The organism is Rosenbergiella collisarenosi, assembly GCF_018494085.1.
Classification (GTDB): domain Bacteria; phylum Pseudomonadota; class Gammaproteobacteria; order Enterobacterales; family Enterobacteriaceae; genus Rosenbergiella; species Rosenbergiella collisarenosi.
Genome location: NZ_JABBFP010000003.1, coordinates 177606 through 192654 on the forward strand (window position 1 = coordinate 177606; position 15049 = coordinate 192654).

Sequence of the window (15049 nt, forward strand, 5' to 3'; positions counted from 1 at the left end):
TTTTACCGCCAACAGCCTGCTAGAATCCACCCCCTTTATTTTTAGTTGCGCAACACGCAAACGCTTTCCTAGGAGAATGCCCCTTATGGCAACGATCAAAGATGTAGCAAAACTCGCCGGGGTTTCCACCACCACTGTTTCTCATGTCATCAACAAAACACGGTTTGTTGCCGAACAGACGCAACAGACGGTATGGGAGGCAATTAATACCTTACATTATTCTCCTAGCGCCGTTGCACGCAGCTTAAAAGTTAACACGACTAAGACCATCGGCTTACTATCGACCTCAGTAGAAGCACCTTACTGGGCAGAGATTATTGAAGCTATCGAAAAGAAATGCTTCGAACATGGCTATACGCTGTTACTCGCTAACGCGCATACTGATTTCGATAAACAACGCGCGTACCTTTCGATGATGGCACAAAAGCGTGTAGACGGATTAATGGTGATGTGTGCTGAATATCCCGACTCTCTCCTAAAGATATTGGAAGCGCATAGCCAAATGCCAATGGTGGTAATGGATTGGGGAAGTTCACAAGCTAGTTTCACTGATACGGTTGAAGATAATGCTTTTGCTGGCGGCCACTTAGCTGCGCGCTATTTACTAGAACGCGGTCATCGCGATATTGGTTGTATTCCAGGGCAAATGGAGCGTCATACCGGTGGGGGGCGCCTCGCGGGATTCATCAAAGCATTAGAGGATGCCGGCATTACGCCGCGCGATGAGTGGATAGTTCAGGGCGATTTCGAGTCTGAATCAGGCTATAACGCTATGCAGCAGATTTTGTCACAGCCACAGAGGCCGACTGCTGTATTTTGTGGTGGCGATGTGATGGCGATGGGGGCTATCTGCGCAGCCAATGAACAGGGCCTGAGTGTTCCGCAGGATATTTCGGTGATCGGTTACGATAATATACGTAATTCGCGCTTCTTCACCCCGGCGCTCACCACCATTCACCAACCCAAAATCGAATTGGGCGAGAAGGCGCTTGAAATGCTGCTCGATCGTATCGTTAATAAACGCGATGAAGCACAACGCCTCGAAATTCACCCGCAACTCGTTGAGCGTCGCTCAGTCACTGATGGCCCATTTATCGATTACCGCCGTTAATCAAAGGCGACGCTAGCCACTCTTGATGTAACGTGGTAGTGCTCCCTAGATACTCTAAGGCCCATTGTAAGGCGGGTGAAAAGCGATTCTCCCGCCAGCTTAGACAACAAGGGCTATCAGGAAAACTGATGGGTAAACTCACTAACCTCCCCTCAGCCAATAAGGGCGACGCTATGTGAGTAGGCATCATCGCCACACACTGCCCTGCGAGTACACAGCGCAGTCCCACCTGCCAGTTAGGGACGACGAGTCTGCGTTGGTTGTCCAGTGTCCACGTGTCGCGCCTAGGGAGTACTCGCGAGGTATCCTCGATAACGAGTGACGGCCAAGCGCGCAGTTCATCTTCACTGAGGTCTTCCTGCATATGAAGCGGGTGCCCGTTGACCACAACGCAGCTCCACGATAACTTACCCATATCTCGCACTGTAAAGCGTTCAGACACAGGAACAGCCTGTGTAGCACCGATAGCCATATCGACACGTCCATCAGCCAGTGCATCCCATACCCCATTGAATACCTCATCATTAATATGCAGCTCAATATCGGGAAAATGCTGGTAAAAATCGACTACCAGCTGCTCGACGCGCGTTTGTTTGACGATCCTATCTATTGCAATGGAAAAGTGCCCACGCCACCCATTAGCAAGCTGTTGGCACTGCTGGCGCGTGCCATTCATTTTTTTGATAACACCACGTGCTTCTGTCAGAAAATGCTTGCCCGCAGCGGTTAATACCACGTCCCGATGACGGCGCTCGAAAAGCGCCGTGGCTAACCACTCTTCGACTTGCTTGACCGAATAGCTTATGGCCGAGGGTACACGATGTAGCTCCTGAGCCGCGCCAGAGAAGCTTCCATTTCTTGCCACGCTATCGATAACGGTTAAGGTATACTCTGACCACATTTTGCTTTCAATTTTTTTGATGGATGATGGCAAATATTACCGTTTTACAAATAACTATGCACCCTTTTACACTCGCCGGATTCTTTATACTGGGACTTACCATGCAACATCCTAAACTCTTCTTTGTTTATTTGGCTTTACTGAGCATGCTTGGATTTCTTGCCACCGATATGTATCTGCCAGCATTTACGGCGATCCAGGAATCACTAAGTACTACAGCTAATAAGGTCAGCGCGAGTCTAAGTCTGTTTCTCGCCGGCTTTTGCTGTGCACAACTTTTTTGGGGGCCGCTATCTGATAAAATTGGCCGTCGGTCGGTACTGTGCTGTGGGCTTGCACTCTTTACACTAAGCTGTTTGGCGGTCGCGTGGGTCAGCGATGCAAGGGTGTTACTCGTATTGCGGTTTCTTCAAGCCACAGGAGTTTGTGCGGCTGCAGTGTGCTGGCAGTCTTTAGTTCTTGACCACTTTCCCAAAGAGAAAGCGCATAAAATGTTCGCCGCGATCATGCCTCTTGTTGCGCTGTCGCCCGCTCTCGCACCGCTACTTGGCGCTTGGTTAATCAATCATTTCGACTGGCAAGCAATCTTTTTGACGCTGGCATTGCTCGGCGGGTTATTATTGGTGTTGACCTGTTATCTCATCCCGGCTCAACGCCCGAGCCACACTGAGGACATCAAAAGCCTTCCTTACCAGCAATTGCTGTTGCAGCCGACCTTTATCGGGAATATCCTGATTTACGCCGCCTGTTCGGCGAGTTTCTTTGCTTGGTTAACCGGCTCACCCTTTATTATGGGGCAGTTGGGCTTAACGCCAAGCGAGATTGGCCTCAGCTACCTTCCACAAACGGTCACTTTCTTAATCGGTGGCTTTGGTTGCCGGGCGTTATTAAATCGTTTTACCGGCGACCAACTTCTGCCTTGGTTACTATTGGTTTACTGTTTGAGTGTATTGGCGTTAATGATCGTGGGATGGTGGATGACACCGTCCCTCACCCTACTGCTGGTTCCTTTCAGCTTGATGGCGATGTCGAACGGGGCTATTTATCCCATAGTGGTCTCTAAGGCCTTAAAAGTCTTCCCAGCGCATAGCGGTAAGGCCGCCTCCGTGCAGAATTTTGTACAACTAGGATTATGCTTTATCTTCAGCTTGTGGGTATCGTCCCATATATCGCATGTCTTAACGGTTACAGTGACTGCAATGGCCACCACCGCGCTTTTGGCATTCGTCGGCTATTTTTGCCAATACTCACGCACAGACTCTGCTGACTGATCGGTCGTCAACATCCCACTTTTTGTGTATTGAACTCTGCTGAAGTCAGTCCTATACTGATTTCGGCGGAGCGAGTTAGACAGAACTTTACAAACCCGTCCTATTATAAAAAAAATTGATTGTCCCTGATGAATAGCTGTCTGCTTTTCCACGAAATTCATACCCACGCGCCCGAGCGTAGTGTGTTATTTGAACAGGTGATATACGCATATGTCTACGTCATGTCTCGAAAAAGCGAGTTTCAAAGAAGATCATTGGTTTCGTATTGCGCAGGAAATGCTCGAAAGTGCTGATATCCAGATTAATGGGTCTCGGCCTGGTGATATACGCGTCGTTAACCCGCAATTCTTTAAACGTGTTTTACAAGAAGGATCGCTGGGCCTCGGTGAAAGTTTTATGGACGGCTGGTGGCAGTGCGACCGGTTAGACATCTTCTTCACTAAGGTTTTGCGGCACAAATTAGATCAGCAACTCCCCCACCATTTTAAAGATACCTTACGTATCGCTACCGCAAGGTTAACTAATCTTCAATCAAGAAAGCGTGCTTGGATCGTCGGGAAAGAGCATTACGATCTCGGTAACGATTTATTTGCTTTGATGCTCGATCCTTACATGCAGTACTCTTGTGCCTACTGGGCTACTGCCGATACCCTTGAAGCAGCTCAGGAAGCTAAGCTCGATCTGATTTGCCGTAAATTACAACTCAAGCCTGGAATGACATTGCTTGATATAGGGTGCGGTTGGGGTGGATTGAGTGAATATGCAGCCAAACATTATCAGGTTAGGGTCACCGGTGTAACCATCTCGGCAGAACAACAAAAAATGGCTCAGCAACGCTGCCAGGGATTGGATGTTGACATCAGCTTACAGGATTATCGCGATTTACATGAAAAATTCGATCGGATCGTGTCTGTAGGAATGTTCGAACATGTCGGCCCTAAAAACTATGCAACTTATTTTGATGTAGCGGCGCGGAACCTCAAGCCCGATGGCTTGTTTGTCTTACATACAATCGGGGCAAACGCCACCAATTTGCATGTCGATCCGTGGATTGATAAATACATTTTCCCCAACGGTTGCCTGCCCTCTGTCAAACATATCGCTGAATACAGTGAACCTCATTTCGTCATGGAAGATTGGCACAATATCGGCTCCGATTACGATAGAACGCTAATGGCTTGGTATGAGCGCTTCCTTGCAGCATGGCCTGAGCTATCACAACGTTACGACGACCGATTCAAGCGTATGTTTACGTACTATCTTAATGCCTGCGCGGGGGCATTTCGCTCTCGAGATATTCAACTATGGCAGGTAGTATTTAGTCGTGGTATAGACGGCGGGATACGCGTAGCGCGCTAAGAGACATAAAGCTCCCTAGGGAGCTTTATAATTAGGCTTTCGTTTGGTTTAACACCCGTTCGACGGTGTCGACAATCGCTTGAGTTTGCGTATCAATTTCGATATTGACGCTGTCCCCTAACTTACGCTCGGCAAATAATGTCCGTTCCAACGTTTCAGGGATTAAATGCACACAGAATCGCCGGTCGGAAACGTCACCGATGGTTAAGCTGCACCCATCAATGCCGACAAAGCCTTTATGGAGGACATATTTCATTAATGACGCATCATTAAGTTCAAACCAGACCTCACGATTGTGTTCTGATTGAATAATTTTACAGAGTGTTGCCTGAGTCATTATATGACCAGACATCAAGTGACCGCCGATTTCGTCTGAGAATCTCGCCGCACGTTCGATGTTCACGCGATCGCCAACCGCAAGGTCTCCCAGATTGGTGACCCTTAGCGTCTCTTTAATAAGATCAAAACTTACGCTATCACCCGTTATCTCGGTAACCGTTAAACAGCAACCATTGTGGGCGACCGAAGCCCCTATTTGTAAGTCTGTCAGCCAAGCAGATGGGAACTTGACCTTATGCGTACGAAATAGCGGTTGCTCGCTAATTTCAATTATTTCAGCGGTGCCGAGCACTATACCAGTAAACATCCTATCCCCCTTATTTTGCTTCAGACTATCATAAAATTCACGGCGAAAATGATTGGCAAATGCGACGACATAAAATATTTCGTTTTTTCTCCTTTATGAATATTAGGAGTTCAGCGATGATAGCTAACGAACAGGATAAATTTGTCGATTAAGGATATCTAGTGCAAAAATATTTCAAAGAAGCCAAGCAGCTACTCGTGTTGGCGATACCGGTTATTCTATCGCAAACCTCACAAACTGCGATGGGCTTCGTCGACACGACGATGGCAGGCTCAGTCAGCGCTACCGATATGGCTGCCGTCGCCGTGGGCACATCAATCTGGTTACCGGTTATTTTATTCGCGCTCGGTATATTGATGGCGATTACACCGACTGTCGCCCATTTGGCGGGTTCGGGACGGCGTGATAAGGTCGGCGACCACATACAGCAAGGAATGTGGCTAGCCGCGTTCCTCTCCGTTATCGTTATTGCCGTGATTTGGAATGCGGGCATATTTATTCGTGCCATGTCAGGCATCGACCCAAAGATGGCGGATATCGCGGAACGCTATCTCCACGCACTGATGTGGGGCGCACCCGGTTTTCTCTTCTTTCAGGTTATCCGCGACCAATGTGACGGCCTCTCTAAAACAAAGCCCAGCATGGTGTTCGGTTTTATCGGACTGCTATGCAATATTCCTATTAACTATATTTTTATCTATGGCCATTTCGGTATGCCCGCGTTGGGCGGCGTAGGCTGCGGTGTCGCCACTGCCTCGGTCTATTGGCTAATGTTTTTCGGCCTTTGGGCGTGGACCAAAAAATCCCGTAGCTTACGAGATATCCGTCCGAGCGTGCGCTGGGCAAAACCTAACTTTGTGGAGATTAAGAGAATTTGTGCGTTGGGGCTACCCATCGCTTCCGCACTATTCTTCGAGGTGACGCTCTTTGCGGTTGTCGCCATACTCGTATCACCTCTCGGGATAGTCGATGTTGCGGGCCACCAAATTGCATTAAACTTTAGCTCACTAATGTTTGTAATCCCCTTATCTATGGGTGTTGCGAGTACCATTCGCGTGGGCTATCAACTGGGACGCGGCTCGACTCAAGGTGCACAGATCGCGGCATGGACCTCCCAAGCCGTTGGGTTGTGTTTTGTAATCTGTACCGCCATTGCTACGGTCGTTTTTCGCCATGATATCGCTCGACTCTATAATAGTGACCCGGCAGTCGTTACTCTCGCCGGCCAATTAATGTTCCTCGCCGCTATTTACCAATGCTCAGATAGTGTGCAAGTTATCGGTAGCGGTATTTTACGAGGTTATAAAGATACCCGAGCAATATTCTTCATTACGTTTGTCGCTTATTGGCTATTGGGCTTACCGAGTGGTTATATTTTAGGCTTGACCGATCTTATCGTGCCACGCATGGGCCCGGCAGGATTCTGGTGTGGTTTTATCATTGGCCTCACGTCTGCGGCAATTATGATGGTGATCCGCATCATTAAACTGCAGAAAAAACCGGCAACAGTCATCTTGAGCCGAGCAAGCCGCTAAAAATGATTAAAATTCCTGCTCAAATGGTTACATGTCAACCGCTTGAGCAGATATTTGATTTTTTCTGCTTGCTAGTCACTAAGGTTATCGATACTATTCGTCCCGCTGCAGCAATGCAGCGTGTGCGTCCGTAGCTCAGTTGGTTAGAGCACCACCTTGACATGGTGGGGGTCGGTGGTTCGAGTCCACTCGGACGCACCATAAAACACCGAACCATTCAAACGCCTCAGTTTACTGTTTATACCCTCTCTGTAAAATAAAGTTACTTTTACCGTCACTTCTTTTAGTTCACTCGATTAAATAATTACCTCTCCCTCTTAAATATATCTATTAAAGTTATAATTAATTTAAAATATCTTCCCCTCTGAATTAATCCTATGATAAGACTAATTTAGTGATCTTCATCCCACAGCGTCAATTGTTAACAAGCCTTTATAACGTGAGCAGGTTAAATTCCACCTCTAAACTTTAGCGAGATATCTATCAGCCTTAAACTTCTGCCTCTGGCTGAAGTTAGGTCAGCTCTGCTATAAAATTAAAGGATGAATTATGAGTAAGCTGCATCAAAAGGAAATTGATAGCCTCGTGAAATTACTCGGCGGGCAGGCTAATATTAATAGTGTCAGCCATTGTATTACACGTCTACGATTAGTCCTTAACGACCCAAGCCTAGCCAAACCCAAAGAGATTGAAAAGTTGCCGATGGTAAAGGGTTGTTTTACTAATGCCGGGCAATTTCAGGTCGTGATCGGACCGCAGGTAACGGAATATTATCAAGCCTTGATGGAAACCCTTGATCTCTCAAGTTCAGATAAGTCCTCTATTCGCCAAGCCGCTCGTAAAAATATGTCTTTTTCAGAAGCCGCCTTTTCGCATATCGCCGAAATATTTTTTCCCCTACTCCCTGCATTAATTAGTGGCGGCCTAATATTGGGGTTTAGAAATATTATTGGCGATATTCCTTTCCAGAATGGTCTGACCCTCGCTCAACACTATCCCGTCTGGCAGACTATCTATGAATTACTTTGGTTACCCGGCGAAGCTATTTTTATGTTTTTACCGGTAGCGGTATGTTGGTCAACAGTCACTAAAATGAAAGGAACCCCCATATTAGGGATTATATTAGGTATCACCTTAGTTTCCCCTCAATTAATGAACTCTTATTTATTAGGTCAACAAATTCCAGAAATTTGGGATTTTGGTTGGTTTAGTCTGGAAAAAGTCGGGTATCAAGCGCAAGTCATCCCTTCAATACTCGCGGGGATGATGTTAGCCCTAATTGAGCGGCAGCTCACCCGCATTGTTCCTCTTTCCTTAAATTTAGTGTTAGTGCCCGTCACTTCATTACTCTTCGCCATCCCATTAGCCCATGCGCTCATTGGCCCCTTTGGTCGTTTACTCGGCGAAGGCGTGGCGTTTATCGTTCAGTATGTTATGACCGGAAGTTTAGCGCCGATTGGCGCAGCGCTGTTTGGTTTTCTTTATGCGCCTCTGGTAATCACTGGCATCCATCAAACGACGCTAGCGATTGATATGCAGATGATTCAAAGCATGGGGGGCACACCGGTATGGCCATTGATTGCGCTATCGAATATCGCCCAAGCCTCAGCAGTGGTTGCAATAATCCTAAGGGATAAACGTCGTCAACAGCGCGACGTTGCGGTTCCCGCAGCGATAGCCGCTTATCTAGGAGTGACTGAACCTGCAATGTATGGCGTGAACTTGAAGTACCGATACCCCATGCTTTGCGCCATGATCGGCTCAGCTCTCGCCGGTTTGCTCTGTGGCGTTAATCAGGTACTTGCCAATGGTATTGGTGTCGGCGGTCTTCCAGGCATCCTCTCTATCCAGCCGCAGTTTTGGTTAACCTTTTTCTTCGCCATGCTTATCGCTATCGCCGTACCGATCATTCTGACCTTATTGTTCGCAAACTATTTGAGCCGTCGGCAACCCAATTTATCTGTTGAAGAGTAAATATTCACCCGTCAACGACTTAAGGAGACATCACATCATGGAGATAAATTGGTCCCAAGACAAAGTGGTTTATCAAATTTACCCTAAAAGCTTTCAAGATACGGATCACAATGGTTTTGGCGATTTAGCGGGCGTTATACAGCGACTTGATTATTTGCAGTTTCTCGGAGTGGATATTATTTGGTTGACGCCCATCTATCCCTCCCCCCAAATTGATAATGGATATGATATCAGTGACTATTACACTATAGATCCGCTGTACGGCTCTATGGAGGATTTTGAACGACTGGTTCAACAAGCGCACCTCAGAAATATACGCATTATGATGGATATGGTGTTTAACCATACTTCGACCCAACATCCTTGGTTTATTCAGGCATGTGACCCAACGAGCCAGTTTCATCCTTTTTACATCTGGCATGAAGCCTCTGAGAAGGGGTTACCGACTAATTGGCTGTCTAAATTTGGAGGGAGTGCTTGGCAATGGCAAGAGGACGCCGGAAAGTACTATTTACACCTATTCAGCCCGCAGCAAGCGGATCTGAATTGGGAACATCCGCCAGTGCGTCAAGCCATCAAAGATATTTGTCAATTTTGGGCAGCTAAAGGTGTTGATGCATTCCGACTCGATGTGATTAATCTCATTTCCAAACCCGCTGAATTTGTGGATGACCCGAACGGGGATGGTCGACAATTCTATACGGACGGGCCTAAGGTGCACCAATATTTACAGGAACTAAGCCGGGAAGTCTTCCAGCCTCTTGGCCTCATTACGGTAGGTGAAATGTCTTCCACCACCTTATCGCATTGCCAACACTATGCAGCACGTGATCACCGCGAACTGACCATGGCCTTTAATTTTCACCATTTAAAGGTGGATTATCCCCAAGGCAATAAGTGGCGTTTAGCCCGGCCTAATTTTGTAGAACTTAAGCAGATTATTAATTACTGGCAACAGGGGATGCATCAACGCGCCAACACGGCGCTATTTTGGGGGAATCACGATCAACCTCGTGTCGTTTCTCGGTTCGGTGAAGATAGACACTATCGCGTCGTCTCCGCAAAAATGCTCGCGATGGTGCTCTACGGTATGCAAGGTACCCCTTTTATTTTTCAAGGCGAAGAGATTGGGATGACTAATGCTGGTTTTACCGATATTTCACACTATCGGGATATTGAGAGCCTCTCATTTTATACTGAACAAGGTAATCGCGGCATCCCTACTGCTGAATCACTGGCGATCCTTGCGACGAAATCTCGTGATAACAGTCGGACTCCGATGCAGTGGGATGAAGGGGTCTACGCGGGGTTTAGTCATACCGCCCCCTGGATATGCCTTAACCCCAATTACCGTCAAATTAATGTTGCTGCGGCCATCGCCGACCCAGATTCTATTTTACATACCTATCGCGCACTCATTCGCTTACGTAAGCAGTACGAGGTTATCCAGTTGGGTGACTACACCGACCTACTCCCCGAACACCCAGAAATTTGGTGCTATCTTCGCCGTTGGAATAATCAACTATTGTTGGTCGTCGCTAATCTAACGTCTCTCTGCGTCGATTGGTCCCCACCAACCTCAGTCCCTGACTCACCCTATCAACTGCTGTGGGCAAATTACCCTACAGTCACCAATTACCCGACCGCAGGTCGGTTAAAACCTTATCAAGCCGCATGGTGGCTATGTACAGAGGACTAATAATCCGGTGAGGCGGGTTGATGGCCCAAGCTGCCAGCTACCACCTCCCTTTATCACTAATTTTTTTACTGTTTGATTGACACAGGAGTGACCAATTATGACTCAAGGAAGGGTTTCCCTCGTTGTATTTATCGCCACCACAGCAATGGTTTTTCCGGTCAGTGCCTTGGATTTTAAAGGCTATGCAAGGTCCGGTATTGGCTGGAGCAGTCGCGGAGGAGAACAACAGTGCCAAACTGTTACCGGTGCGGCCAGTAAATATCGTCTCGGCAATGAATGTGAAACCTATGCTGAATTGAAACTGGGGCAACAAGTTTGGCAGCAAGATGACGCGAGTTTTTATTTCGATACTAATTTAGCCTATGCCGTTTCACAACGAGCTGATTTTGAAGCCGTCTCCCCCGCGCTGCGTGAGGTAAATATTCAGGCCGAGAATCTCTTCCCTGCACTCCCTGGCGCCAAGCTTTGGGCAGGTAAACGTTTCTACCAGCGCCATGATGTTCATATGATCGATTTTTACTATTGGGACATTTCAGGTCCTGGTGCCGGTATAGAAAATATTAATACTGGTTGGAGCTCGATCTCTTTTGCCGTGACGCGAAATAGTGAAACGGGTGGTTCACAGGGTTATATCTCACAACAAATGAGAGAAAAAGATGTTATCACTGACACCCTCGATTTCCGTATCGCCAATCTGAACGTCAATCCTGGTGGGTCACTTGAAATCGGACTTGATTATGGCAAAGCCAATCCGAGCGAGAATTACGTCCTGTCAAACAATGCAAGTAAACAGGGGTACCTCTTTACCGCATCGCACCAACAAACGCTACCAAAAGGATGGAGTACCTCGGTGCTGCAGTATGCGACCGATGCCATGACATCATTAAATAATGGTCGTGCTGAAGGCGCAGCAGTCAATAATAGAGGGAAAATGCTACGGCTCATTCAACATGGTAATGTTGAGTTCGATGACCGTTGGGGGTTTACCTATGTCGCAATGTATCAAGATATTCAACGTGATAATCATAACGGGACACGTTGGCTCACTGCAGGCGTCCGTCCGATGTATCTCTGGACACCGACTATGAGTACCTTAGTCGAGTTAGGCTATGACCAGGTTAAATCGCAAAAAACCCAACAAACTAATAGCCAATATAAAATAACCCTCGCACAACAGTGGCAAGCAGGGCCCGGGAATTTTGCCCGACCTGCGCTACGATTGTACGTGACTTATGCAGACTGGAAAGAGAAATGGGGATATGCGGAGTCGAACGACTTTGGTCTGAGTAAAGGTATGGCCTATTCTGATACCTCCTCCCTGAAATTGAGTCGTGGGAACAGAGATGAATTAAGCGTCGGCGCGCAAATGGAGATTTGGTGGTGATAAAGACGACTACAGGGTGAGTTACCAGGGTCTCACACTTTGTCTTACCCCTTTAGAAGACGCTGGCCTCTCAGTGTTACATGCTATAAGTGACTTTCGAGAGGCTACAATTGATTGAGTTGCATCATTTTTCTATTATTTGTTATTTAGCCGTTAACGAATTCTAGTTGGTTTCCGGACTCTTAGTGACTATAATATCTCGGTTACCCACTGAAAAGGTCTTTACGAATAGCGTGATAAGATCCTTAACGTACAGAGTGTACTACACTCAAAAAATCTTTAGCTCAATGCGTAAAGCCTTCTCCTACGCATATTGCTTTCTTCGTTTCAAAGATCTCCTTTTCATTTCAAAGAATTCGTTTTACTCCACCATAGAAGTTTTCCCAGCGGGCGTCGTTCGCTTTACCCCGCACAAGTTCATCCATTTCAACTAATAGAAAATTATCATGAAAAAGACAAAAATCGTCTGTACCATCGGCCCTAAAACTGAATCAGAAGAGATGCTCACTAAGCTGCTTGATGCGGGCATGAATGTTATGCGTCTAAATTTTTCTCACGGTGATTACAACGAACACGGTCAACGTATCGCAAATCTGCGCGCAGTCGTGAGTAAAACCGCTCACCATGCGGCGATACTCCTTGATACTAAAGGCCCAGAAATTCGCACCATGAAGCTGGAAGGCGGTAATGATGTCTCCTTACAAGCTGGCCAGACCTTTACTTTCACTACCGATCAATCAGTGATTGGTAATAAAGAACGCGTAGCCGTTACCTACTCCGGTTTTGCCGCAGATTTAAGCATTGGTAATACTGTTTTGGTCGATGATGGCTTGTTAGGGTTGGAAGTGGTAGAAGTCGCCGAAAACACTGTTGTGTGTAAAGTCCTTAACAATGGTGACCTCGGTGAGAATAAAGGGGTCAACCTCCCTGGCGTCTCGATCCAACTACCTGCCCTCTCTGAAAAAGATAAACGCGACCTCGTATTCGGTTGCGAGCAGGGTGTGGATTTTGTTGCGGCCTCTTTTATTCGTAAACGCTCTGACGTACTCGAAATCCGTGAGCATTTAAAACAGCACGGTGGAGAGCATATTCAGATCATCTCGAAAATTGAGAACCAAGAAGGCCTCAATAATTTTGATGAGATCTTAGAAGCTTCTGATGGGATTATGGTGGCACGCGGCGATCTCGGTGTTGAAATTCCAGTTGAAGAAGTCATCTTTGCTCAAAAGATGATGGTGAAGAAGTGTAATCAGGCACGTAAAGTGGTCATTACCGCGACACAAATGCTCGATTCTATGATTAAAAACCCGCGTCCTACTCGTGCTGAAGCGGGCGACGTTGCCAACGCCATTTTGGATGGAACAGATGCAGTCATGCTCTCTGGTGAAAGTGCTAAAGGCAAATATCCTTTGGAAGCGGTCACCATCATGGCAACTATCTGTCAGCGCACTGACTCAGTCATGAAGAGCCGTATTGATGAATTGAAAGAAGGCCGTAAGCTGCGTATCACCGAAGCGGTATGTCGTGGCGCGGTAGAAACAGCAGAAAAACTTGAATCGACACTGATCATCGTCGCGACTCAGGGCGGTAAATCTGCGAAATCAATTCGTAAATATTTCCCTTCCGCGACCATCCTCGCACTGACTGACAATGAAACGACTTGCCGCCAACTCCTATTAACTAAAGGAGTTACCACTCACCTCGTGCCAGCGATCACTTCCACTGACGACTTCTACCGCATCGGTAAAGAAATCGCTCTCGAAGAAGGCTTTGCTCAGAAAGGAGATGTTGTGGTTATGGTTTCAGGTGCGTTAGTACCAAGCGGTACCACCAATACAGCTTCCGTTCATCTCGTCTAGTATTAACTCGATACCCTAAGGCCAGCTTTCTGGCCTTTTTTTTTGCCTTTTCCAAATTCCTGCGCGACGTAACTCCTTCAAAGAGCAACTTCCTGACGACGAGGGAGCTATTCCTAGCAAAGAAAAAACAGTCAAAAAGTCGCTATTAATTTTTTTTAAATTATTTTTCGAACTATTTTCTTTTCACTCTGTCGTAATAATTAACAGCGGCAAATTTAAGTAGCCCTTTCCAAAAATTTCTTAAGAATCCTTTCAAAATTAATTACTTTATCCTTTTAATTTTGTTTTATTTATCGATAAATAAGATTAGCGATAGCATTTTTTGCCCTTATTTCAAAGGTTATCCCGATTGAATCGCACAGTTATGCCTAAAAAACTTATCGAAATAAATGACGTGAGCACTATTTAATCGAATAAGCGCTTTTAAGCATCTTCTTATAAAAAATTATTTCTCAACTTAAAAAACTTTGTGTAATACTTATCTGGCTACATGGATATTAAACCTAATAATGAGGGTAACATAATGAATCGTACTAAACTGGTACTGGGCGCGGTAATTCTTGGTTCAACTCTGCTTGCTGGTTGTTCTAGCAACGCTAAAATCGACCAACTGTCAAGCGACGTTCAAACTCTGAACACCAAAGTTGATCAACTAAGCACCGACCTGAACTCAGTACGTACTGACGTTCAAGCTGCTAAAGATGATGCAGCTCGCGCTAACCAGCGTCTGGACAACCAAGCTCACTCTTACCGTAAGTAAGAGTCTTGGACTAGAAAATGGCATCCTTCGGGATGCCATTTTTTTTTATTGTATTTCTAAACAACTCTTGCAAAGACTTAATAACTCGCTATGATAATGATAATTGTTATCATTAAATAAGGAGCTATTATGCCTATCCCCCACTCATTCTCGCTCTGGATAACTCGTAATCTCGACGCTTATCAAGAGACGCTAGAGCGTTTACGCGTAGAGTATTACCTCGCAGAGCGTCCGCTATATCATCAACACTGTACCCTTGGTCAACTGCGTCAGTTCAACGATATGAGCCTGAAAATCGCCGATTATTGCTATACCCAAGGGGACGACGATAATTACTTCGCGGTGCTATTGGCTTTACATCAAAAATTACTCGAACAACTCCATAGTAACGTGCAGCGTGAACCCTTATTCAAGGTACAGACAATCCAGTTAGCCCGTCACTCGATGACGGGGCTATGTCAGGTATTTATTGCCCAGGGGGATTGGCAGAAAGCCAGCGAATTGCAACGTGAGTTCCTGCAATACGCTGATTCAATGAGCTAAGGCTAGC

General features: G+C 46.4%; 12 protein-coding genes and 1 tRNA gene. 11 read left to right on the plus strand and 2 right to left on the minus strand.

What is annotated here, in order from left to right; genetic code table 11:
• The first annotated feature begins 85 nt into the window (after positions 1-85).
• Complete coding sequence (gene purR / locus HGT70_RS06550) at positions 86-1111, plus strand: HTH-type transcriptional repressor PurR (protein ID WP_214195340.1); 1026 nt, start codon at positions 86-88, stop codon at positions 1109-1111.
• On the opposite strand, the gene punR is transcribed toward purR, so the two are convergent.
• Complete coding sequence (gene punR / locus HGT70_RS06555) at positions 1092-2012, minus strand: DNA-binding transcriptional activator PunR (protein ID WP_214195341.1); 921 nt, start codon at positions 2010-2012, stop codon at positions 1092-1094. The two genes, purR and punR, sit on opposite strands and share 20 nt — an antisense overlap.
• A gap of 101 nt (positions 2013-2113) precedes the next feature.
• Here punR and punC point away from each other — a divergent pair, with 101 nt between their 5' ends.
• Both punC and cfa read left to right on the plus strand, forming a co-directional pair.
• Positions 2114-3283 carry a purine nucleoside transporter PunC gene (gene punC, locus HGT70_RS06560; protein WP_071434987.1) on the plus strand — a complete coding sequence of 390 codons (1170 nt, stop codon included), beginning with the start codon at positions 2114-2116 and terminating at the stop codon, positions 3281-3283.
• A 210-nt stretch (positions 3284-3493) separates the two neighbouring features.
• Positions 3494-4642 (plus strand): cyclopropane fatty acyl phospholipid synthase, encoded by a 1149-nt coding sequence (gene cfa, locus HGT70_RS06565; protein WP_071430241.1) that lies wholly within the window; start codon positions 3494-3496, stop codon positions 4640-4642.
• A 31-nt stretch (positions 4643-4673) separates the two neighbouring features.
• On the opposite strand, the gene HGT70_RS06570 is transcribed toward cfa, so the two are convergent.
• On the minus strand, positions 4674-5288 hold the full coding sequence (locus HGT70_RS06570) for a riboflavin synthase subunit alpha (RefSeq protein WP_214195342.1): 615 nt from the start codon (positions 5286-5288) through the stop codon (positions 4674-4676).
• A gap of 161 nt (positions 5289-5449) precedes the next feature.
• On the opposite strand from HGT70_RS06570, the gene HGT70_RS06575 reads away from it, so the two are divergent.
• The 8 genes from HGT70_RS06575 (at position 5450) to HGT70_RS06610 (ending at position 15042) form a co-directional block, all read left to right on the plus strand.
• Entirely contained in the window at positions 5450-6823 is a 1374-nt protein-coding gene (locus tag HGT70_RS06575) for an MATE family efflux transporter (RefSeq protein ID WP_214195343.1), read from the plus strand.
• A 124-nt stretch (positions 6824-6947) separates the two neighbouring features.
• Positions 6948-7024: transfer RNA gene (locus HGT70_RS06580), tRNA-Val, on the plus strand.
• 348 nt (positions 7025-7372) lie between these two features.
• Positions 7373-8797 (plus strand): PTS trehalose transporter subunit IIBC, encoded by a 1425-nt coding sequence (gene treB / locus HGT70_RS06585; protein ID WP_214195344.1) that lies wholly within the window; start codon positions 7373-7375, stop codon positions 8795-8797.
• Positions 8798-8834: 37 nt separating this feature from the next.
• Positions 8835-10496, plus strand: coding sequence for an alpha,alpha-phosphotrehalase (locus HGT70_RS06590; RefSeq protein WP_214195345.1), 1662 nt, complete (start codon positions 8835-8837; stop codon positions 10494-10496).
• 94 nt (positions 10497-10590) lie between these two features.
• Positions 10591-11880 carry a maltoporin gene (locus HGT70_RS06595; protein ID WP_425328682.1) on the plus strand — a complete coding sequence of 430 codons (1290 nt, stop codon included), beginning with the start codon at positions 10591-10593 and terminating at the stop codon, positions 11878-11880.
• 446 nt (positions 11881-12326) lie between these two features.
• Entirely contained in the window at positions 12327-13739 is a 1413-nt protein-coding gene (gene pykF, locus HGT70_RS06600) for a pyruvate kinase PykF (protein WP_214195347.1), read from the plus strand.
• A 523-nt stretch (positions 13740-14262) separates the two neighbouring features.
• Entirely contained in the window at positions 14263-14499 is a 237-nt protein-coding gene (locus tag HGT70_RS06605) for a major outer membrane lipoprotein (protein WP_048912082.1), read from the plus strand.
• 129 nt (positions 14500-14628) lie between these two features.
• Positions 14629-15042 carry a hypothetical protein gene (locus HGT70_RS06610; RefSeq protein ID WP_071430255.1) on the plus strand — a complete coding sequence of 138 codons (414 nt, stop codon included), beginning with the start codon at positions 14629-14631 and terminating at the stop codon, positions 15040-15042.
• Positions 15043-15049: the final 7 nt, after the last annotated feature.